Source organism: Streptomyces sp. NBC_00663 (assembly GCF_036226885.1).
Classification (GTDB): domain Bacteria; phylum Actinomycetota; class Actinomycetes; order Streptomycetales; family Streptomycetaceae; genus Streptomyces.
The window spans coordinates 1,555,360-1,575,601 of sequence record NZ_CP109027.1 but is presented as its reverse complement, the minus strand read 5'-3'; the positions used below and the strand labels follow the sequence as shown (position 1 = coordinate 1,575,601).

At 70.3% G+C, this 20,242-nt stretch carries 17 protein-coding genes and 1 pseudogene; 9 read left to right on the top strand and 9 right to left on the bottom strand.

The window, feature by feature from the left end; genetic code table 11:
- The 3 genes from OG866_RS07225 to OG866_RS07215 form a co-directional block, all read right to left on the bottom strand.
- Complete coding sequence (locus tag OG866_RS07225) at window positions 1–951, bottom strand: carbohydrate ABC transporter permease (RefSeq protein WP_329332601.1); 951 nt, start codon at window positions 949–951, stop codon at window positions 1–3.
- Window positions 951–2,237 carry an extracellular solute-binding protein gene (locus OG866_RS07220; protein WP_329332600.1) on the bottom strand — a complete coding sequence of 429 codons (1,287 nt, stop codon included), beginning with the start codon at window positions 2,235–2,237 and terminating at the stop codon, window positions 951–953. The genes OG866_RS07225 and OG866_RS07220 overlap by 1 nt, the downstream gene beginning before the upstream one ends.
- A gap of 73 nt (window positions 2,238–2,310) precedes the next feature.
- Window positions 2,311–3,330, bottom strand: coding sequence for a carbohydrate kinase family protein (locus tag OG866_RS07215; RefSeq protein WP_329332599.1), 1,020 nt, complete (start codon window positions 3,328–3,330; stop codon window positions 2,311–2,313).
- A 128-nt stretch (window positions 3,331–3,458) separates the two neighbouring features.
- Between OG866_RS07215 and OG866_RS07210 the strand changes: the two genes are divergently transcribed.
- The 5 genes from OG866_RS07210 to OG866_RS07190 all read left to right on the top strand — a co-directional run bounded on the left by OG866_RS07210 (window position 3,459) and on the right by OG866_RS07190 (window position 10,970).
- Window positions 3,459–4,223, top strand: coding sequence for a DeoR/GlpR family DNA-binding transcription regulator (locus OG866_RS07210; protein WP_329343970.1), 765 nt, complete (start codon window positions 3,459–3,461; stop codon window positions 4,221–4,223).
- A complete protein-coding gene (locus OG866_RS07205; RefSeq protein WP_329332598.1) occupies window positions 4,220–5,557 on the top strand; it encodes a 6-phospho-beta-glucosidase in 1,338 nt (445 codons plus the stop codon). The genes OG866_RS07210 and OG866_RS07205 overlap by 4 nt, the downstream gene beginning before the upstream one ends.
- A 71-nt stretch (window positions 5,558–5,628) precedes the next feature.
- Window positions 5,629–8,670, top strand: a complete 3,042-nt coding sequence (locus OG866_RS07200; protein WP_329332597.1) for an alpha-mannosidase — start codon at window positions 5,629–5,631, stop codon at window positions 8,668–8,670.
- A gap of 3 nt (window positions 8,671–8,673) precedes the next feature.
- Window positions 8,674–9,924 carry an alpha-L-fucosidase gene (locus tag OG866_RS07195; RefSeq protein WP_329332596.1) on the top strand — a complete coding sequence of 417 codons (1,251 nt, stop codon included), beginning with the start codon at window positions 8,674–8,676 and terminating at the stop codon, window positions 9,922–9,924.
- 224 nt (window positions 9,925–10,148) lie between these two features.
- Window positions 10,149–10,970 (top strand): sulfotransferase family protein, encoded by an 822-nt coding sequence (locus OG866_RS07190; RefSeq protein ID WP_329332595.1) that lies wholly within the window; start codon window positions 10,149–10,151, stop codon window positions 10,968–10,970.
- Window positions 10,971–10,973: 3 nt separating this feature from the next.
- Here the strand turns inward: OG866_RS07190 and OG866_RS07185 are convergent.
- Window positions 10,974–12,666 (bottom strand): annotated as a pseudogene (locus OG866_RS07185) (carbohydrate binding domain-containing protein).
- Window positions 12,667–12,848: 182 nt separating this feature from the next.
- On the bottom strand, window positions 12,849–13,976 hold the full coding sequence (locus OG866_RS07180) for an ATP-grasp domain-containing protein (protein ID WP_329332594.1): 1,128 nt from the start codon (window positions 13,974–13,976) through the stop codon (window positions 12,849–12,851).
- A gap of 246 nt (window positions 13,977–14,222) precedes the next feature.
- On the opposite strand from OG866_RS07180, the gene OG866_RS07175 reads away from it, so the two are divergent.
- Together OG866_RS07175 and OG866_RS07170 are read left to right on the top strand one after the other, a co-directional pair.
- Window positions 14,223–15,083, top strand: coding sequence for a metallophosphoesterase family protein (locus tag OG866_RS07175; protein WP_329332593.1), 861 nt, complete (start codon window positions 14,223–14,225; stop codon window positions 15,081–15,083).
- On the top strand, window positions 15,080–15,760 hold the full coding sequence (locus tag OG866_RS07170) for a 4'-phosphopantetheinyl transferase family protein (protein WP_329332592.1): 681 nt from the start codon (window positions 15,080–15,082) through the stop codon (window positions 15,758–15,760). The genes OG866_RS07175 and OG866_RS07170 overlap by 4 nt, the downstream gene beginning before the upstream one ends.
- A 62-nt stretch (window positions 15,761–15,822) precedes the next feature.
- Here the strand turns inward: OG866_RS07170 and OG866_RS07165 are convergent, their stop codons facing one another.
- Window positions 15,823–16,053 carry a hypothetical protein gene (locus OG866_RS07165; RefSeq protein ID WP_329332591.1) on the bottom strand — a complete coding sequence of 77 codons (231 nt, stop codon included), beginning with the start codon at window positions 16,051–16,053 and terminating at the stop codon, window positions 15,823–15,825.
- Between the two features lie 241 nt (window positions 16,054–16,294).
- Here OG866_RS07165 and OG866_RS07160 point away from each other — a divergent pair, with 241 nt between their 5' ends.
- Window positions 16,295–17,317 (top strand): alpha/beta fold hydrolase, encoded by a 1,023-nt coding sequence (locus OG866_RS07160; RefSeq protein WP_329332590.1) that lies wholly within the window; start codon window positions 16,295–16,297, stop codon window positions 17,315–17,317.
- A 7-nt stretch (window positions 17,318–17,324) separates the two neighbouring features.
- Here the strand turns inward: OG866_RS07160 and OG866_RS07155 are convergent, their stop codons facing one another.
- Together OG866_RS07155 and OG866_RS07150 are read right to left on the bottom strand one after the other, a co-directional pair.
- Window positions 17,325–17,858 (bottom strand): toxin-antitoxin system, toxin component, encoded by a 534-nt coding sequence (locus OG866_RS07155; protein ID WP_329343968.1) that lies wholly within the window; start codon window positions 17,856–17,858, stop codon window positions 17,325–17,327.
- A gap of 32 nt (window positions 17,859–17,890) precedes the next feature.
- Window positions 17,891–18,547 (bottom strand): helix-turn-helix domain-containing protein, encoded by a 657-nt coding sequence (locus OG866_RS07150; protein ID WP_329332589.1) that lies wholly within the window; start codon window positions 18,545–18,547, stop codon window positions 17,891–17,893.
- Between the two features lie 237 nt (window positions 18,548–18,784).
- On the opposite strand from OG866_RS07150, the gene OG866_RS07145 reads away from it, so the two are divergent.
- Window positions 18,785–19,444, top strand: a complete 660-nt coding sequence (locus OG866_RS07145; RefSeq protein ID WP_329332588.1) for an MmyB family transcriptional regulator — start codon at window positions 18,785–18,787, stop codon at window positions 19,442–19,444.
- A 30-nt stretch (window positions 19,445–19,474) separates the two neighbouring features.
- On the opposite strand, the gene OG866_RS07140 is transcribed toward OG866_RS07145, so the two are convergent.
- Window positions 19,475–20,239 carry a cache domain-containing protein gene (locus tag OG866_RS07140; RefSeq protein WP_329332587.1) on the bottom strand — a complete coding sequence of 255 codons (765 nt, stop codon included), beginning with the start codon at window positions 20,237–20,239 and terminating at the stop codon, window positions 19,475–19,477.
- Window positions 20,240–20,242: the final 3 nt, after the last annotated feature.

Genomic DNA, 20,242 nt, shown 5'->3' with positions numbered 1-20,242 from the left:
CTAGTCGCCGCGGCGCTGCACGAGGCGCCAGTTGATGATCGAGAAGAGGACGACGACGAGGAAGATGCCCCACGCCACGGCGGCGCCGTACCCGAAGTCGTTGTTGTCGAAGGTCTGTTGGAAGAAGTAGAGGACCATCGTCTGGCCGGAGTGGCCCGGACCGCCCGCGAACGTCGAGTCGTTGGAGGAGGTCTGGAGCAGGACCTGCGGTTCGGAGAAGCTCTGTAGGCCGGTGACCGTCGAGACGACCAGGACGAAGAGCAGGGTCGGCCGCAGCAGGGGCAGCGTGATCCGGAAGAAGGTCTGGATCGGACCGGCGCCGTCCATGCGGGCGGCCTCGTAGAGGTCGCTCGGGATGGTCTGGAGGCCGGCGAGGAAGATGATCGCGTTGTAGCCGGTCCACTGCCAGGTCATCAGCGCGGCGATGGTGACCTTGATGCCCCAGGGCGTGTTCAGCCACGCCACCTGGTCGATCCCGACCGCGTGCAGGACGGCGTTCACCATGCCGGCGTTGGTGGAGAAGATCGAGCCGAAGACGATCGCGATGGCGACGACCGAGGTGACGTTGGGGAGGAAGTAGGCGACGCGGTACAGGCCCTTGAAGCGGACCGCGGAGTTGAGCATCACGGCCGTGGCCATCGCCAGGAAGATCATGGGGAAGGTGGCCAGGGCCCAGATGATGACCGTGTTGCCGATCGAGTTCCAGAAGTCGCTGTCGCTCAGCAGGTACTGGTACTGCGAGAGCCCGGCCCACTCCATCGAGCCGAGGCCGTCCCAGCGGTGGAAGGACAGATAGAGGGAGAAGCCGACCGGGAAGAGACCGAAGCCGAGGAAGATCAGATAGAAGGGGGAGATGGCGGCGTAGAGATGCCAGTACTTGCGAAAGCCCGACTGGGGCTTGGTCGTCGACGGTTGCGCCACCGCGGGCGGCGTCTGCTCCAGGACGGCCATCAGTAGCTCACCCCCAGGTGCTTCGCGATGCGACGGCACTTGCTCATGGCGTCACTCCAGGCCTTCTTGGGATCCTTGCCGAGGACGCCGACGTTCTTGATCTCGTCCTTGAGGGGCTGCCCGAGCGCGATGTCGAACGGGCTGTTGTAGGCGACCACGATCTTCTGCGCGGCCGGTCCGAAGACGTCGGTGGTGACCTGGCCGCCGAAGAACTCGTCCGGCTCCCGCATCTGCTTCAGGTCGTAGGAGGCGGGCGTGGACGGGAAGAGACCCGCGTCGACGTAACCCTGCGCCTGGTTCCTCGCGTCGAGGAGCCAGGTGATGATCTGGAACGCCTGCTCGGGCTCCCGGCACGCCTTGGTGATCGACAGGAACGAGCCGCCGTTGTTGGCGGGCCGCACCGGCATCTGCGCCACCCGCCATCTGCCCTTGGTCTTCGGCACACCGTTCTTGATGTCGAAGGAGGCCCAGGAGGCGTTGAGCTGGCTCGGCAGCTTGCCGTCCTGGATCGCCGACAGCTGGTCCGGGGTGCCGCTGACCAGGTCCGAGACGATCTTCCGCTGCTTGGCCTCCACCGCCAGCGCCCACGCCCGGCGCACATGGTCCTGGTCGCCGATGAAGTGGCGGTCCTTGTCCACGTACCGCTGCGCGCCCTGCTGGACGACGTTCTCGAAGACGGAGTTGACGTCGGTGAGGAGCTTGGCGCCCGGGACCCGCTTGCCGAGCTGGACGCCGGCGTCGAAGAACTTCTCCCAGGTGTTCAGACCGTCCGTCACGTCGTCGGGCTCGTACGGCAGTCCGGCCTTCCGGAAGACGTCGTACTGGTAGTAGTGCGCGACCGGCCCGCAGTCGATCGGGAAGCCGACCATCGTGCCGTCGTCGGCGATGCCCTGGTCCCACTTCCAGGACAGGTACTGGTCCTTGTACTTCTCCGCGCCCAGTGTCCGCAGATCGATGAACTGGTCCGCGTTGGGGAGGTACGCGGCCATGTCCTCGCCCTTGAGCCCCGCGATGTCGGGGATGTGGGCGCGGCCGGTGATGGTGGTGATCAGCTTGGAGCGGTACTGGCCGCCGATCTGGATGGCCTGGAGGTCGACCGAGCTGTCGTAGCGGGCCTTGGCGTTCTTCACGACGGTGTCGCTCAGACCGCCGCTCCAGTACCACAGGACCATGTTCCGGCCGGTCGAGCCGGTCGGAACGGCACAGCCGGACGCCAGGCCGCCGAGCGCCGTGGCGGCCGTACCGGCCAGGCCCGCACGCAGCAGGCCTCTTCGTGAGAGCCGCACAGCTCCCACCGCCTTTCGGATCTTTTCGAAACTTCGCAGGGAAGGGGCGTGGGGGGAGTTCTGCTTCGGGGAGTCAGGTCTGCCGTGCGGGTGGGGTCACGGGGGCGTACGCGACGGGCGGCCCGGGATCGTCCGGGAGCCGGTCCGCCAGGAAGCCGTACGCCGACTTCAGGTCGGGGTCGGTCAGGGAGCGCCACCAGCGGTCGACGCCGTACCAGCCGGGGGCCGCCAGCGCGCCGCCGGGCCGCTGGACGGAGAGCCCGGCGGCGAGGACGGCGAACCGCAGCCGCTCCTCCAGCGGCCAGCCGCCGAGCGAGGCGGCGACGAAGCTCGCGCCGAACACGTCACCGGCGCCGGTCGCGTCCAGGACATCGATGTCGAGGGCCGGGACGTCGGCGTACTCGCCCGTCGTCTGGTCCACCGCGACGGCTCCGTCCCCGCCGCGCGTGACGACGACCACCGGCACCAGCTCGGAGAGCGTGCCGAGTGCCGCGACCGCGCTGTCGGTGCGGGTGTAGGCCATCGCCTCGGACTCGTTCGGGAGGAAGGCGTGGCACAGCTTCAGCTGGTCCAGGAGGTCGGTGGACCACTGCTGGGTGGGGTCCCAGCCGACGTCGGCGTAGACGTGAGTGCCGTTCGCGGCGGCCTTGGAGATCCACTCGCGGGGCTCGGCCTCCAGGTGCACGAGGGCGGTGCGCGCCTCGGGCGGGTCGCCCATCAGCACGTCCTGCGAGAAAGGGGGCTCGGAGCCGTGGGTGACCAGGGCGCGGTCGTGGCCCTGGGCCAGCGAGACGGTGACGGGGGTGGGCCAGCCGTCCGCGGTGCGGGAGAGCGAGAGGTCGATGTCCTCCTGGTCGCACAGCACGTCCCGGCAGTACTCGCCGTAGAAGTCGTCGCCGAAGACCGTGGCCAGGGAGGTGCGCAGACCGAACCGGGAGGCCGCCACCGCGAGGTTCGCGATGCCGCCGGGGCCGCAGCCCATGCCGCCGGTCCAGATCTCCTCGCCGGGCGTCGGCGGCTTTCCGAGCCCCGTGAGGACGAGGTCGTAGAAGAGCAGCCCGGTCAGGAGTACGTCGGGCCTGTCGTCATCCACACTCGGCACCTCTCGTCAAAACTCGTCAATTTCGATGACCGGAATCGTGCGCCGCTCCGCACGATTGGTCAATACCCGAGCAGAACTGAGCATGGAAATGATTGAAGATGACGAGTAGTGTTCACGGCATGCTGGCGGAACGACGACATCAACTCATCCTGCGGGCCCTGCGCTCGGGCGGCCCCGCGGCTGTGACCGACCTCTCCGAGCAGCTCGGTGTGAGCCCCGCCACCATCCGGCGTGACCTCGTCAAACTGGAGGAGGACGGGCTGCTCACCCGCGTCCACGGCGGCGCCCGCGCCGAGGAGGGCGACCAGCCCTTCGCGGAGGTCGCCGAGGTCAGGGTGGCCGAGAAGGACGCGATAGCCGCTCATGCGGCGGCCATGGTCAAGGACGGCCAGTCGGTCCTGCTCGACATCGGCACCACCGCCTACCGCCTCGCCCGCCAGCTGCACGGCCGCCGGCTCACGGTGATCACCAGCAACCTGGTGGTCTACGAGGAGCTCGCCGACGACGAGGGCATCGAGCTGGTCCTGCTCGGCGGCATGGTCCGCCGCGAGTACCGCTCCCTGGTCGGCTTCCTCACCGAGGACAACCTGCGCCAGCTGCACGCCGACTGGCTCTTCCTCGGCACCAGTGGAGTGCGCCCCGGCGGGCAGGTGATGGACACGACGGTCGTCGAGGTGCCGGTCAAGCGCGCCATGATCAAGGCGAGCGACAAGGTGGTGCTGCTCGCCGACACGGCGAAGTTCCCGGGTACGGGGATGGCGAAGGTCTGCGGTCCCGAGGACCTGGACGTGGTGGTGACGAACGCGCCGGTGGACCCGGCGACGCGGGCCTCCCTGGAGGAGGCGGGCGTCGCGGTGGCACTGGCAGGAAAGGCTCAAGCGTGAAGCTGACGATTCTGGGCGGCGGCGGGTTCCGGGTGCCGCTCGTGTACGGGGCGCTGCTGGGCGACCGCGGCGAGGGCCGGGTGACCGAGGTCGTCCTGCACGACCTGGACGCCGGCCGGCTCACCGCGGTGGCCCGGGTCCTCGCCGAGCAGGCGGCGGCAGTCCCGGACGCCCCCGTGGTGACCGCCACCACCGACCTCGACGAGGCCCTGCGCGGCGCCGACTTCATCTTCTCCGCGATTCGTGTGGGCGGCCTGGAGGGCCGCGCGAACGACGAGCGGGTGGCCCTCGCCGAGGGCGTCCTCGGTCAGGAGACCGTCGGCGCGGGCGGTATCGCCTACGGCCTCAGGACCGTCCCGGTCGCCGTCGACATCGCCCGGCGGGTGGCCCGCCTCGCCCCCGACGCCTGGGTCATCAACTTCACCAACCCGGCCGGTCTCGTCACCGAGGCCATGTCCCGCCACCTCGGCGACCGCGTCATCGGCATCTGCGACTCACCGGTCGGCCTCGGCCGCCGTATCGCGCGCGTGCTCGGCGCGAACCCGCGCGAGGCCTGGATCGACTACGTCGGCCTCAACCACCTCGGCTGGGTCCGCGGCCTGCGCGTCGCGGGGCGGGACGAGCTGCCGCGGCTGCTCGCCGACCCCGAGCTCCTCGGCTCCTTCGAGGAGGGCAAGCTGTTCGGCGTCGACTGGCTCCAGTCCCTCGGCGCGATCCCCAACGAGTACCTGCACTACTACTACTTCAACCGCGAGGCCGTCCGCGCCTACCAGCAGGCCGAGAAGACCCGCGGCGCCTTCCTCCACGACCAGCAGGCCCGCTTCTACGACGAGGTCGGCGCCCCCGGTGCGAAGGCACTGGACGTCTGGGACCGCACGCGCGCCGAGCGCGAGGCCACCTACATGTCCGAGAACCGGGAGACCGCCGGCGCCGGGGAGCGCGACGCCGACGACCTCTCCGGCGGCTACGAGAAGGTCGCCCTCGCCCTGATGCGGGCCATCGCCCGCGACGAGCGCACCACCCTGATCCTCAACGTCCGCAACCGGAGCACCCTGTCCGTGCTCGACAACGATGCCGTGATCGAGGTCCCGTGCCTCGTGGACGCCAACGGCGCCCACCCCGTCACTGTCGCCCCGCTGCCCGACCACGCCACCGGCCTGGTCTGCGCGGTCAAGGCGGTCGAGCGCGAGGTGCTCGCCGCGGCCGAGTCCGGCTCCCGCACGACGGCCGTCAAGGCGTTCGCGCTGCACCCGCTCGTCGACTCCGTGAACGTCGCCCGGCGACTGGTGGAGGGCTATCGCGAGGTCCATCCGGGCCTGGCGTACCTTAGGTGAACACCTGCTGGTAAGCGCTTTCCCCCGCCTTCTCCGCCGACCCCTTCTCTTCCTCCTCCCTGGAGCTCTCCATGCACGACGAACGCCGACGGATCGAGGAGCGCGTAGAGCGCCTCCACACCCAGCGCATCAAGCCCGCGATCTACGCGGCCACCGTCCCCTTCGAGGTCGAGGCGTGGCAGGCGCCCGGGGAGCCCGTCTCCTTCGAGGAGGCCGCCGCCGCCCGCTACGAGCCCTTCGCCATGAACACCCCGTGGGGCCCGCCGTGGGGGACCACCTGGTTCCGGATGCGCGGCGAGGTGCCCGCCGAGTTCGCCGGGCGGCGCGTGGAGGCGGTCATCGACCTGGGCTTCGTCGGCGACTGGCCCGGCAACCAGGCCGAGGCCCTGGTCCATCTGTCCGACGGCCGGCCCCTGAAGGCGGTCAACCCGCTCAACCAGTACGTCCCGATCGCCAACCCGGCCACCGGCGGCGAGCAGATCGACTACCTGGTCGAGGCCGCCTCCAACCCCGACATCCTGGCGAACAACTTCTCCGAGCCCACGCTGCTGGGCGATGTGCTGACGGCCGGCGACAAGCCGCTCTACACCTTCCAGCGCGCCGACATCGCCGTCCTCGACGAGGAGGTCTTCCACCTCGACCTCGACATCCAGGTGCTGCTCGGCGTCATGACCCACCTCGGCGACCACGAGCCACGCCGCCACGAGATCATGCACGCCCTGGACCGGGCCATGGACGCCCTCGACCTGGACGACATCTCCGGGAGCGCGGCGGCCGTGCGCGAGATCCTCGCCCCCGTCCTCGCCAAGCCCGCCCACGCCAGCGCCCACGTGGTCTCCGGCGTCGGCCACGCCCACATCGACTCCGCCTGGCTGTGGCCCATCCGCGAGACCAAGCGCAAGACGTCCCGCACCTTCTCCAACGTGACGGCCCTGGCCGACGAGTACGACGACTTCATCTTCGCCTGCTCCCAGGCCCAGCAGTACGAGTGGGTCCGCGACAACTACCCGCACGTCTGGGCCCGCATCCAGGAGTCGGTCAAGAAGGGCCAGTGGGCGCCGGTCGGCGGCATGTGGGTCGAGTCCGACGGCAACCTGCCCGGCGGCGAGGCCATCGCCCGCCAGCTCGTCCACGGCAAGCGGTTCTTCATCGAGCACTTCGGCATCGAGACCAAGGGCGTCTGGCTGCCGGACTCCTTCGGCTACAACGCCGCCTACCCGCAGCTCGCCAAGCTCGCCGGCAACGACTGGTTCCTCACCCAGAAGATCTCCTGGAACCAGACCAACAAGTTCCCCCACCACACCTTCTGGTGGGAGGGCATCGACGGCACCCGCATCTTCACCCATTTCCCGCCCGTCGACACCTACAACGCCCGCTTCAGCGGCGAGGAGATGGACCGCGCGGTCCGCAACTACGCCGAGAAGGGCGCCGGAACACGCTCGCTCGCGCCCTTCGGCTGGGGCGACGGCGGCGGCGGCCCCACCCGCGAGATCATGGAACGCGCGCGCAGGCTCGCGGACCTGGAGGGCTCGCCCAAGGTCGTCGTCGAGCACCCCGACGAGTTCTTCGCCAAGGCCCGCGCCGAGTACGAGGACGCCCCCGTCTGGCACGGCGAGCTCTACCTCGAACTCCACCGCGCCACCTACACCTCCCAGGCCCGCACCAAGCAGGGCAACCGCCGCAGCGAACACAAGCTGCGCGAGGCCGAGTTGTGGGCGACGACGGCCGCGCTGCACGCGCCGGACTACGCCTACCCCTACGACAAGCTCGACCGCCTGTGGAAGACGGTCCTGCTCCACCAGTTCCACGACATCCTGCCGGGCTCCTCGATCGCCTGGGTGCACCGCGAGGCGGAGGCCGAGTACGCCCGCGTCGCCGAGGAGCTGGAGGCACTGACCGCGGAGGCGGTCGCGGCGCTGGGCGGCGGCGGTGCGCGGGTCTTCAACACCAGTCCGTACGACCGCGCCGAGGTGATCCGCACGGCGGAGGGTTCCCTGGCGTACGTGTCGGTGCCCGCGAACGGCAGCGCCGCCGCGACGCCGTCCGAGCCCGACCGGCCGGTGACGGTCGAGGGCCGGGTCCTCGACAACGGTCTCGTGCGGGTGGAGGTCGCGCAGGACGGCACGCTCGCCTCCGTGTACGACCTGCGTGCTCAGCGCGAAGTCCTCGCGGACCAGGGCAACTTGCTCCGGCTGCACACCGACCTCCCGAACTACTGGGACGCCTGGGACATCGACAAGCACTACCGCAACCGGTACACGGACCTGCTGGAGGCGTCGTCGGTCGAGGTCGTCTCGGACGACCCGCTGCTCGGTGCGGTCCGCGTCACGCGCGACTTCGGCAAGGGCTCGAAGCTCGTCCAGACCATCACCCTGCGCGCCGGCAGCCCCCGCATCGACTTCGAGACCGAGATCGACTGGCACGAGGCCGAGAAGATCCTCAAGGCCGGCTTCCCGGTGGACGTCCGCGCCGCGCACTCCTCCGCCGAGATCCAGTTCGGCCACATCCAGCGCCCCACCCACACCAACACCAGCTGGGAGGCGGCCCGCTTCGAGGTCTCCGGCCACCGCTGGGTGCACATCGGCGAGCCGGGCTACGGCGTCGCCGTCATCAACGACTCGACGTACGGCCACGACGTCACCCGCACGGTCCGCGAGGACGGCGGTACGACCACCAAGGTCAGCCTCAGCCTGGTCCGCGCCCCGCGCATCCCGGACCCGGAGGCCGACCAGGGCAAGCACCGCTTCACCTACGCGCTGCTGCCCGGCGCGAGCATCGAGGACGCGGTCGCCGAGGGGTACGCCCTCAACCTGCCGCTCAGGGTGGCGGATGCGGCGGGCGCGCCCGACCCGGTCGTCTCGGTCGACGGCGACGGCATCACCGTGGAGGCGGTCAAGCTCGCCGACGACGGGTCCGGTGACGTGGTGGTGCGCCTGTACGAGTCGCGGGGCGGCCGTGCGCAGGGCGTCCTGCGGACCGGTTTCCCGCTCACCGGCGCCGACGTCACCGACCTGCTGGAGCGCCCCCTGGAGGCCGCGAACCTCACGGACGGCGCCGTCTCCGTCGCGCTGCGGCCCTTCCAGATCCTGACGCTGCGGCTCCGGAGGGGGTGACCCGTGCCGATGCAACCGTGGTTCACCGACGCCAAGTTGGGGATCTTCGTCCACTGGGGCATCTACGCCGTCGACGGCGTCCAGGAGTCCTGGTCGTTCTACGACGGCATCGTCCCGCACGACCGGTACATGTCCCAGCTGGAGCGCTTCACCGGCGCCAGGTACGACCCGCGTGAGTGGGCCGACCTGTTCGCCCGCGCGGGCGCCAGGTACGCGGTGCTGACGACCCGTCACCATGACGGAGTGGCCCTGTGGGACACGGAGTTCGGTGAGCTGAACCTGGGCAGGGACTATCTCGGCCCGTACGCCGAGGCCCTGCGGGAGAAGGACCTCAAGGTCGGCTTCTACTACTCCCACTCCGACTGGAACCACCCCGACTACGCCACCACCCGCAAGCCCGGCCGGCCGCCGGAGCTGGAGGACAACCCGTACTCCGAGTGCGCGGCCAAGGACGAGGACCTGGCGGCGTGGGAGAGGTTCCTCGCCTACCGTGACGGCCAGATCCGCGAACTGGCCTCCCGCTACCGCCCGGATCTGATGTGGTTCGACGGCGAGTGGGACCGCAGCGAGGAACAGTGGCGCATCCCGGAACTGGCGGCGCTCATACGGTCGTACGTGCCGGACGTCGTGTTCAACGCCCGCATGCTCAGCGAGGGCGACTACGCCACCCCGGAGCAGGGCGCGCCCATCGAACCCCCGACCGGGTCCTGGGAGTTGTGCCTCACCATCAACGACTCGTGGGGCTACCAGCACGCTGACCACCACCACAAGTCACTCACTCAGCTGGTCCGCTACTTCACCGAGACCATCGGGGGCGGCGGCAATCTGCTGCTCGACGTCGGCCCCATGGAGGACGGCACCATCCCGCAGCCGCAGGTGGAGCGCCTGGAAGGGCTGGGGGAGTGGATCGCCCGGCACTCCGAGGCCGTGTACGGCACGGTGCGTGGGCTGCCCGCCGGTCACCACTACGGCCCGAGCACCCTCTCCGCCGACCGCCGCACGCTCTATCTCACGCTCTTCGACATCCCGCGCGCCGAGATCGGCGTCCGTGGTCTCGTCACCCCGGTCCGCAAGGTCACCGTCCTCGGTACCGGGGCCGAGCTCGGCCATCGAGTCGTCGGCGGGCTGCACGACGCGGTGGGCGTGCTGTGGATCGACCCGCCCGCGCTGACCGACCTCGACCCTTACGCGACGGTGCTCGCGGTGGAGCTGGACGGGGAGCTGGAGCTGTACCGAGGCGCCGGACGGTTCTGAGGGCGGGCTTCGGGGGTTTCCCACCAAGAATTAAGAGAGCGGTAAGTGACCAGGTCACGGCGGGTTTTCGGCCCGCCGTGACCTCTTTCGTTTCCCTGCCTGACACCTTCGCGTCGCCCGCCACCCCTGGGATGCGGAACGCAGAGGCGCGAGAGAGAGGTGGCCCCGTGCGAGACCCCCGCATGTCAGCGATCGGCAAGGGACTGAGGCGTCGAGGGAGGCTGATGAAGGAGGCGGTGAGCCCGCCGCGCCGGAACCTGGACGCCGTACCCACACCCCGGGCCAGGCCGGCCGCCGACCGGTACACCGCCCCGTGCGCCCCGCGCCTCGTGGAGTCGCCGGTGTTCGTGCTGTCGTCCGTGCGCTCGGGCTCGACCCTGCTGCGGGTGCTGCTGAACAGCCACAGCCGTATCCGCGCCCCGCACGAGATGCATCTGCGCACCCTGCACGTGGAGTTGAGCCGTGACTTCACCGCGGAGGCGATGAAGGCGCTCGAACTGGACCGGCAGGAACTGGAACACGTGCTGTGGGACCGGGTCCTGCACCTGGAGCTGGCCCGCAGCGGCAAGGACGTCATCGTCGACAAGACCCCGGCAAACGCCCTCATCTGGCCCCGGCTGCACCGATGTTGGCCCGAGGCGAAGTTCATCGTCCTGCTGCGCCACCCGGGCGCGGTGATCACCTCGCTCACCCACCGCCGTACGGATCCCGACCACGCGGCGATCCGCGCCGAGGTCCTCGACTACGCCGAGAAGCTGGAAGAGGCCCGCGTGGCCCTGGACGCCCATGTGATGACGTACGAGGAACTGACCGCCGAGCCCGAGCGGATCACGCGCGGTCTGTGCGACTACCTCGGTGTCCCCTGGGAGAGCACCATGCTCGACTACGGCGACCAGGACCACGGCACCTTCCGCCCCCAGCTCGGCGACTGGAGCAGCACCATCAGGTCGGGCCGCATCCAGCCCGCGCGCCAGGCGAACGTGGAGACCGAACTACCCCCACGCCTGGCCGAGTTGGCGCGGGCGTGGGGGTATCGGTCCGGTTGAGCGTCAGCCGGTGAAGCCGGCCGTGATCGAGGTGAACTGCCAGTTGTTCTGGCTGATGCCGGAGCAGTTGCTGACCACGCCGCCACCCGCGCACGGCCGGTCGCGGTTGACCGACCAGAACGCGAGGCGGGCGATGTGGTGGGAGTTCGCCCAGTCGCGGATCTGCGTCCAGATGGCGGGGCTCGTCAGTTCCTGCTGGTCACTGAGCCCGTTCATGCCGGAGATGCCGATGTGGGCGTAGGCCGTCGCGTCGTCCCACCCGAAGGTGGACTTCAGCTTGGCCTTCAGGCCCTCCGTCGCGTTCACGGTGTTGCCGTACATGTCGGAGCCGCCGCCGAAGTCGAACGGCATGATGGTGAAGACGTCGATGTCGGCGCCGATGGACTTGGCCTGTTCGATCAGCCGGTTGCCGTAGTAGGTCGGTCCGGTGGTCGAGGTGCCGAAGGTGACGATGGTCTTCAGGCCGGGGTTGTTGGCCTTGACCGTCTTCAGTGCGGTGAGGATCCTCGCCTGCACGGCCTCGTTCTCGAACTCGTCCGAGTTCTCGATGTCCATGTCGATCGCCTTGAGCGAGTAGGCGTCGATCACCTTCTGGAGCGCTGCGGCGAGCGCACTGGCGGAGGAGCAGTTGGCGCCGAGCTTGCTGCCCTGCCAGCCGCCGAACGAGGGCACGATATCCCCGCCCGCCGAGCGGATCTGGTTGATGACGGTCTGGTCGACCCCGCCGGTCAGCGGCCGGGCGCTGTCCCACATGGGGTTGCAGCCGCCGCCGTCCAGCATGAACGCCATCGTGAACCACTTGATGCCGGTCGAGCTCATCACGGTCGACACGCTCGGCGGATCGCCCCAGCCCTCGTACAGATAGGGCGCGGCCTGCTTGAAGCCGGTGCTGCCACCGCCGCCCGCGTCGGTCGTGACGCTCACCGAGTTGGAAGCCGCCGAGGAGTTCCCGGCCGCGTCCCGGGCCTTCACGGTGAAGGTGTAGGCGGTACTGGCGGAGAGCCCGCTGACGGTGGCCGTCGTACCGGAGACACTCAGCACCTGGTTGGAGCCGCTGTAGATGTCGTACGCGGTGACGCCGACGTTGTCGGTCGAGGCGTTCCACGCGAGCGACACGCTCGACGAGGTCTTCCCGGTGGAGCGCAGGCTCGCGGGCGCCGTCGGAGCCTGGGTGTCCGAACTGCCACCGGGCCCGTCGAGGCTGATGTCGTCGGCGTAGTACGTGCCCTGCGCGTACCAGCCGTGGGTGTAGAGGGTGGCGCTGGTCTGCGAGGCACCGGTGGTGAAGCTGACGCTGAGCTGGGCGTACGCCGACGGGGACGTGGTCCAGGTGGAGGCGCCGCCGTCCACCCCGAGGTAGACGTAGCTGCCGCGCACCCAGCCGCTGAGCGTGTACGCCGTGTTCGGCTTCACGGCGACGGTCTGGCTGCACTTGGCGTTGTCACTCGAACTCACCGCCCCCGCAAGGGCCTTGGAGCCCCCCGTGCACGGGAGAGGAGACGACCGAGCCGAGGTTCCCGGTACAGGACCAGGGGGAGACGCTGCCCGACTCGAAGCCGGGATTGGTCAGAATGTTCGCCGCCTGAGCGGTACCGGGCAGAGCAACAGCTCCGCCGAGCGCGAGCCCGGCGGTGGCGAACAGCGCGAGAAGCCGACGTCTGGGACGTCTCGTTGTGTTGCTGAGTGGGTTGCGCACGCGATCTCCCTGATGGAATGGGGGTGTTCGGGAGTGCAGGGGGTGCGCAACAAAGTTGGTATGGACCAATCCGGCTGTCAAGATGAACGACAGAATTGGTCCATACCGGTGAGGGTGATGTCCCTGAGGGGCGCGGGGAACTGCGCGATCAACCACACACAACCCGCACGCGGCAACGATCCCTAAAAGGGCAGTACAGAAGCCGCAGCCTCAGTTGCAATCGGCTCAGCCATCACAGGCGCCGGCACCGCAGGCAACGGCTCCACAGACCTCTGCTGCGGCAGCGACACCGCCCGCAACGGCCGCAGCCCCGACACCACCGTGTAGTCCTGCCCCAGGAACGGCGGAGCCATCTCCCCCGGGTCCTCACCCAGCGCCAACTGCACAGCCGCCCAGGGCGCGTTGACCCCGCACAGCGACAGCTGGTGCAAGCCCCCAGCTGGACGCGTGTTGACATCCATGAGCACGGGCCGGTCGCCGAACATCCGGAACTGGATGTTGGAGAGGTAGTGCAGCCCGAAACCCTCGGCGATCAACCGCGCCGGCTCCAGCCACTGCTCGTGCAGCGTGAACCCGCGCCGACGCCCGTTCTTCGTCCGCCCCACCGCCAGCCGGATGCGGTTGTCGGGCCCGGTCAGGCAGTCCACCGACACCTCCGGCTGCTCAAGACGCGGCATCACCAGCCAGTCCACCGACTCCTCGGCCTGGGTCAGCGCCTCGACGACCACATCCAGCGGGACGTACGGGCTCGGGAAGCCGTTGAGGTGCGCGAGTGAGAAGGGGGCGCGCGTGATCACACGGAAGCCCACCCCGCCCGCACCGGACGCCGGCTTGAAGCACGCCTTGTGGCCGCCCGCCTCCAACTCCTCTACCGCCGCGACGAGTTCGTCCGCCGACCGCACCCGGAACCACGGCGGCACGGGCACCCCGATCGCCTGCACGGCCTCGTAGGCGATCACCTTGTCCTCGAAGACGGCCACGGCCTCCGGCGGCGGCGCCAGCAGCGCCGTACCGACCGCCTCGAACTCGGCCCGGTGCGCCACGATCGCCGACTGGTGCAGCCGGGGCACGAAGACGTCGATGCCGCGGCGCTGGCACTGGTCGAGCGCGTACTCCACGTACCCGGCCGGGGACAGGCCCTCCGGCTCCAGATCCGCCGTGTCGGCGGCGGCCAGTACCGGGGAGTCCGCGTCGCCGTGCGTGGCATGGATCTCGACGGCGCGATCGCTGGGATTCTTCCGCAGCTGATCCATGAAGAACACGTTCTCCGCGTACGTGCGGTTGAGCCAGACGCGTACGCGAGAGATCATGCAGGCCGCCTTTCGGGGTTTTCGGGCAGGGCGAAGCAGGCCGTGCCCGGCCAGGGTGGTAGAGGGGACACCAAACCGCCCTGTAAGAAGGGAAGTTCATGGCGGTGGTGTTGGGGCGATCATACGGCCTGCCGAGGGCCTCGCGTGCAACGTGCGTGTTACGGATTTTTCGATCTTGAACTACTCTCCGCGGCGCCGCCTGAATATGCTGTCGTGGACGTGTTCGGGTGCGCGGAGGGGGCGAGAGTGACGTCGACGGCCGGTGGCACCGGACAACTGCTGGCGATCAGCGATCTGCACATCGGCTACCCCGAGAACCGCGCCCTGGTGGAGGAGATGCGCCCCGGCTCGGACGACGACTGGCTGCTCGTCGCCGGTGACGTCGCGGAGACCGTCGATGCCGTCCGCTGGGCGCTGGAAACCCTCGCGAGCCGCTTCCGCAAGGTGATCTGGGCCCCCGGCAACCACGAACTGTGGACCCACCCCAGCGACCCCGTCACCCTGCGCGGAGTCGCCCGCTATGAGCACCTCGTCGAGGTCTGCCGCGAGATCGGCGTCACCACCCCCGAGGACCCCTACCCGGTCTGGGAGGGCCCTGGCGGCCCGGTCGCCGTCGCCCCGCTCTTCCTCCTGTACGACTACTCCTTCCTGCCCTCCGGCTGCACGACCAAGGACCAGGGACTGGAGTACGCGCACGGCACCGGCATCGTCTGCAGCGACGAGTACCTGCTGCACCCCGACCCCCACCCCACCCGCGAGGCCTGGTGCCGCGCGCGGGTCGCCGCCACCGAGCGCCGGCTCGAAGCGCTGCCGGACGACCTGCCCACCGTCCTGGTCAACCACTACCCGCTGGACCGGCACCCCACGGACGTCCTGTGGCATCCCGAGTTCGCCATGTGGTGCGGCACCACGCTGACCGCCGACTGGCACCGCCGCTTCCGCGTCCGGACCATGGTCTACGGCCATCTGCACATCCCGCGGACCACCTGGCACGACGGCGTGCGCTTCGAGGAGGTGTCGGTGGGCTACCCGCGCGAGTGGCGCAAGCGCGCGGAGCCACCGGGGCGGCTGCGCGTGATCGCGCCCGAGGAGGTCGGCGCGCGGTGATCGAGGAACTGCTGCCGGACCCGGTGGTGGCCGTGGAGACCTACGGCCCGGGCGAGCCGGAGAACATCAGGCTGTACCCCGAGGAGGCCGCCCTCGTCGCGCGGTCCGTCGCCAAACGCCGCCGTGAGTTCACCCTCGTCAGGGCGTGCGCCCGGCGGGCGATGGAGAAGCTCGGTGTGCCCCCGCAGCCGGTGCTGCCCGGCGAACGCGGCGCCCCGCAGTGGCCCGCCGGACTCACCGGCAGCATGACCCACTGCGACGGCTACTGCGCCGCCGCCCTCGTCCGCTCCACCGACCTCGCCTCCCTCGGTATCGACGCCGAACCGCACGGACCGCTCCCGGACGGCGTCCTCGCCAGTGTGTCGCTGCCCGAGGAGCGGGCCAGGCTGCGCCGGCTCGCCGGGACCCACCCCGCCATCCACTGGGACCGGCTCCTGTTCAGCGCCAAGGAGTCCGTGTACAAGGCGTGGTTCCCCCTCACCGGCCGCTGGCTCGATTTCGCCGAGGCCGACATCGAGATCCTCGTCGAGCCCGGCGCGGCCTCGCGCGGCCGGTTGCGCGTCGAACTGCTCGTCCCGGGGCCGGTCGTGGGCGGCCGGCGGCGTGATGTCCTCGAAGGGCGCTGGACGGCCCGGGACGGGCTGGTGGCCACGTCGGTGGTCGTGCCGCACACCTGAGCGCGCGTGCGGCACGACCGGTACCGGTCGACCGGGCCTTTGTCGCCCCGTCGACCGGCTCGCTACCGACCCGGCGGGCACCAGTTCTGGAGCAGCCGGAAGAAGGCCTCCTCGTTGCCCGCCAGACCCGCGTCTGCCAGCGCCTGCTCCGCCTCCGCGAGCACGGAGGGCGGGACGACGGGTGGTCGCCTTCCGTCCGGCGGACCGTCGAACGCGGCCCTGACGGTGTGCAGCAGCCGCAGGTAGGCCTGTACGGCGGTGCGCTCGTGGTCGGTGAGTACGGCGGTGGGCATCGGTCGGCTCTCCCCAAGTCGGCTCGTCGGTCGGCCCCGCCAGTGAGGGCCCGACTCCAGCTTGCCAACCGGCACTGACAATCCGGTCCCGCTACACGTCCGTTCGCCCGCTTAGCGGAGGTGAAACCTGATCGAAACCGCCGGTGGGAACAGGGATCTACGCTGGAGTGGAAGGGCTTTCAGCCGCCTGTCCGGCCGGACACGGGCGGGGCGGGCGGCTGGGGAAACGGGAGGCACGTACGTGGTCGACGTCCCGCATCGGCCCCCCGCGCGCACCGTGAGGCTGCGCCCGGTGGGTGACGGCGAACTCGAGTTGCAGTACCGGATGGTGCACGGATACCGGCGCGCCTTCCGGATGGCCGGCGAGGGGCCGGCCCTCGTTCTCATCCACGGCATCGGGGACTCCTCGGCCACCTGGGCCGAACTGATCCCCGACCTCGCGCGCACGCACACCGTCATCGCCCCCGACCTGCTCGGTCACGGCGCCTCCGACAAACCCCGCGCCGACTACTCGGTGGCCGCCTACGCCAACGGCGTGCGGGATCTCCTCACCACCCTCGGCATCGAGTCGGCGACCCTGGTGGGGCACTCGCTCGGCGGGGGCGTGGCGATGCAGTTCGCCTACCAGTTCCCCGAGCGGACCGAGCGGCTGATCCTGGTCAGCGCGGGCGGTGTGGGGCGCGAGGTCAATCCCGTGCTGCGGCTGGTCTCGCTGCCCGGCGCCCATCTGATGCTGTCCGCGCTGCGGCTGCCCGGGGCCCGGCTCCAAGTGGGGCTCGCCGTACGGCTGATGAAGGCCCTCGACACGGATCTCGGGCAGGACGCGCCCGATCTGCTGCATCTCGTCGACGCGTTGCCCGACGACACGTCCAGGAACGCGTTCATCCGGACCCTGCGGGCCGTGGTGGACTGGCGCGGGCAGGTCGTGACGATGCTGGACCGGTGCTATCTCACCCAGGGCATGCCGACCATGCTGCTGTGGGGCGACCGGGACAGTGTGGTGCCGGTGCGGCACGCGTTCGGGGCGCACGAGGCCATGCCGGGGAGCCGGTTGGAGATCTTCGAAGGCGCCGGGCACTTCCCGTTCCACGCCGACCCGGGACGGTTCGTGGCGCTGGTGGAGGAGTTCACTCGCGGCACGGCGCCTGCGGACTGGAGCCGGGAGCACTGGCGGCAACTGCTGCGGGAGGGGCGGCCGGGAGGCCTGCGTGAGCGGGCCGTGGGGCGGGAGTTGCGGGAGGCGAGCGAACGCAGCGCCACGTGAGGTGTGCTCAGCTCTGCGGGCCCAGATAGCCCAGCGACGCCTCGATCCGGCCCGCCAGACGGTCCCGCTGCACCGGACCCCGCACCGAGGAACCGTCCAGCCAGGTACGGCACTTGCTGGCCAGGAGGAGGCCGAAGCGCTCGGCCTCCTTCTCGTCGGCCTGGTCGAAGCGGCTGCGGGCGGCGACCTTGAGGACGGCCGCCCTCAGGTCCGCGTCGTCGCTGAGCATCCGGGCCGCCACGGCGGCGCCCTCGACATGATGGGTGCTGTGGCCGGCCTGCATGTGCCAGAGCTCGTGGCCGAGGATGACCAACTGATGGCTGGGAGCGGTGCGTTCCTCGACCACGACCAGGTCCTGGTCGGCCATGTCCAGCCACAGACCGCTCGCGGTGCCGACCGGGAAGGCGGCCGTACGGAAGTGGACCGGGCGGCCGCGACGGCGGCTCATGGCGTCGCAGAGCGCCGTGTACAGCTCCGTGGGATGTGCGGCGGGCGCCGGGAAGGGCAGCTCCGCGACCAGCTCGCCGCACAGGCGGCGCATGTCCCTACCGATGCCCACAGTTAACCCCCGGCTCACGACTCGGGCCGTTTGACGCTCTCCAGAAGCATGTCCAGCCATTCGGCGACCTTGTCGCGGTGCTGGTCGGTGGGCAGCTGCGCGGCCCGCCAGGCGATTCCGCGGACGCCATGGTCCTGGAGAAGCTGCTCCAGTGGGTCACCCGCCGTGGATGACGCCTCCTTCTCGCGGTCCGCCAGTTTTTGCAGGAGATCCTGCTCGGTGCGCTGAAGGGCGCCGGCCAGGGCCTCGGGGTCCTCGGCCGTGAGGAAACCGGCGTGGACGCGGAAGAAGCGCTGGATGGCGTCGCAGTGCTCCATGGTGGGACGCCGGTCGCCGTTGATGAGGGCGCCCGCCTGCTGACGGGACATGGCGGCGCCGTCGGCGATCTCCTGCTGGGTGTACTTGCGCCCGTTGGGCTTCAGCCGGGTGCGGCGCAGCAGGTCCAGGCGCTGGAGGAAACGCGCCTGGATGTCCGGTTCGCCCGCCGGACGGCCGCTCAGCAGGGCCTTGACCACGGACTCGGGGACGCCGCAGGCCACCGACAGACGGCCGGTGTGGAAGACCTCGGCGTGCGGCACGCCCAGCCGGTCGGCGAGCGCGGTGACGCGAGCGACGACGGCCGACAGCGCAGCCGTCACCGGGGCACCCGGACTCGCGAAGCCATCCGCCACCGACAGATCTCCTACGTCTCTCACAGGCTTCTCACAAGCAGCTCAACACAAGCGGTTGCCGTGAACTCCGGGGAGAGTAGCCGTTGTTCGAACGCACATCCAGGTCTCGCCACAACTGTGGCCAATTTCAGCCGTCAACAGGCACGAAATGCCACGATAGTTGACACCGCTCGCGTCAGGGCAGCAGGATCAGGGCGCCACGCGCGTGGCCGCATAGGCAAGAGGGGTGACCTCCCGATGGCACAACAGGCAGGAGGGCAGCGGCCGCAGCCGCGGCCCGTCCCCGAGAGTCCCGAGGCCCAGGCGTATCTCCAGGACTACGCCACCCTTCTGGAAGCGGTTCCCTTCCCCTCGGTCGTCCTCGACCGGCGATGGGACGTCGTCCTGTCGAACGCTGCTTTCGCGTCACTTTTCGGCGGAGTGGGTCCGCATCCGACCGCGATGCCGGACGACAACTTCCTGAGATTCGTGCTCTTCCACCCGGACGCCGGATCCGTGCTCGGTGAGCACGAGTCCAGCTGGTGCCTGCCGATGCTGGCCCACTTCGCCGCCGCGGTGGAGCGGGACGGCCACGACCACGGACTCCAGGCGATCCGCCGCGACATCGCCCAGGACCCGATCATGGACGCCGCCTACCGGCACGGCCTGCCGCACTGGATCAGGGTCGTCGGCGAACGTGCCTGCGCGCACGACGGGGCCGTCCGGCCGCTGCTGCACCCCGATCCGCGCTGGGGCGCCACCGAGTGCCGGGTCGTCGACGAGACGCCCGACACCCTCCGGGAACTCGGCTACACCCGGCTGACCCTGGTCCTGCGCGAGGCCCGCCGCGCCCCGGCACGCGCGCGTGGGACGCGCCGGTCGACCGCGCATCTGAGGGTGGTTCCCGCAGCAGAGTAGTGACCTCCTCGGCATTGCGGGCGGACCCGGTCATCCCCGTGCCGCGCTGACCAGCACCAGCGGCACCCCGGCGCACGGCACCAGCCGCACCCCGGCGGCCTGTTCCGGCCGGCCGGTCGTCAGGACCCGCGCGAAATCCGGGCCCTTGCCGAGCGAGCCGACCAGATGGTGCGGGTCGGTGGACGCCGCCACCCGGCCCCGGGCGTTCACCAGCCGCGCGGGGCCCGGCAGCCGGCGGAGCATCGGCATCACGGCCGTCTCGAAGTGCCGTAGATACACGTCCGCGGCGGCCACCCCGGCGAACCGGCCCTCGACCAGCACCGGTGCGGACAGGGTGAGGCTGTACTCGTCCGAGCAGAGATAGTCCACGTACGGGCCCGCCACCGCCCGCTCCCCGGTGTCGCGGGGCAGCGCGAACCAGTCCCAGTGCGTGTAGTCGGCGTATGCCGAGTGCTCGGGGTCCAGGTCGAGGAGCAGCGGTCGTACGTCTCCGTCGGAGCCCGTCTGCCACCACTCCAGCCACGCCGGTACATCGCTCAGCAGGCCCGGCGCGGCCACGAAGCCGACGCCGGACACCAACTCGTCGCGGGCGAGCCGGCCGTGCAGGCCGGGGCGCAGGGCCGCGAGGTCCACGGTGGCCGGGCGGCGGCCCGTGGCGGCCACCCGGGCCAGCAGGGCCGCGGTGTCGGCGCGGGTCGCGGCGACCGCGTCGAACACGGCCTCCAGCGTCGAGCGGACGCGGGCCGCGACCGATTCCTCCGGTGCCCTGTCGCGCGTTGCCGTCGCGAGGCTCATGGC

Excerpts from the sequence above, each read along its gene's own strand:
- OG866_RS07225 (WP_329332601.1), bottom strand. The coding sequence starts at position 951 with ATGGCCGTCCTGGAGCAGACGCCGCCCGCGGTGGCGCAACCGTCGACG.
- OG866_RS07210 (WP_329343970.1), top strand. The coding sequence starts at position 3,459 with ATGCTGGCGGAACGACGACATCAACTCATCCTGCGGGCCCTGCGCTCG.
- OG866_RS07200 (WP_329332597.1), top strand. The coding sequence starts at position 5,629 with ATGCACGACGAACGCCGACGGATCGAGGAGCGCGTAGAGCGCCTCCAC.
- OG866_RS07190 (WP_329332595.1), top strand. The coding sequence starts at position 10,149 with ATGAAGGAGGCGGTGAGCCCGCCGCGCCGGAACCTGGACGCCGTACCC.
- OG866_RS07180 (WP_329332594.1), bottom strand. The coding sequence starts at position 13,976 with ATGATCTCTCGCGTACGCGTCTGGCTCAACCGCACGTACGCGGAGAAC.
- OG866_RS07165 (WP_329332591.1), bottom strand. The coding sequence starts at position 16,053 with ATGCCCACCGCCGTACTCACCGACCACGAGCGCACCGCCGTACAGGCC.
- OG866_RS07155 (WP_329343968.1), bottom strand. The coding sequence starts at position 17,858 with ATGCGCCGCCTGTGCGGCGAGCTGGTCGCGGAGCTGCCCTTCCCGGCG.
- OG866_RS07145 (WP_329332588.1), top strand. The coding sequence starts at position 18,785 with ATGGCACAACAGGCAGGAGGGCAGCGGCCGCAGCCGCGGCCCGTCCCC.
- OG866_RS07140 (WP_329332587.1), bottom strand. The coding sequence starts at position 20,239 with ATGAGCCTCGCGACGGCAACGCGCGACAGGGCACCGGAGGAATCGGTC.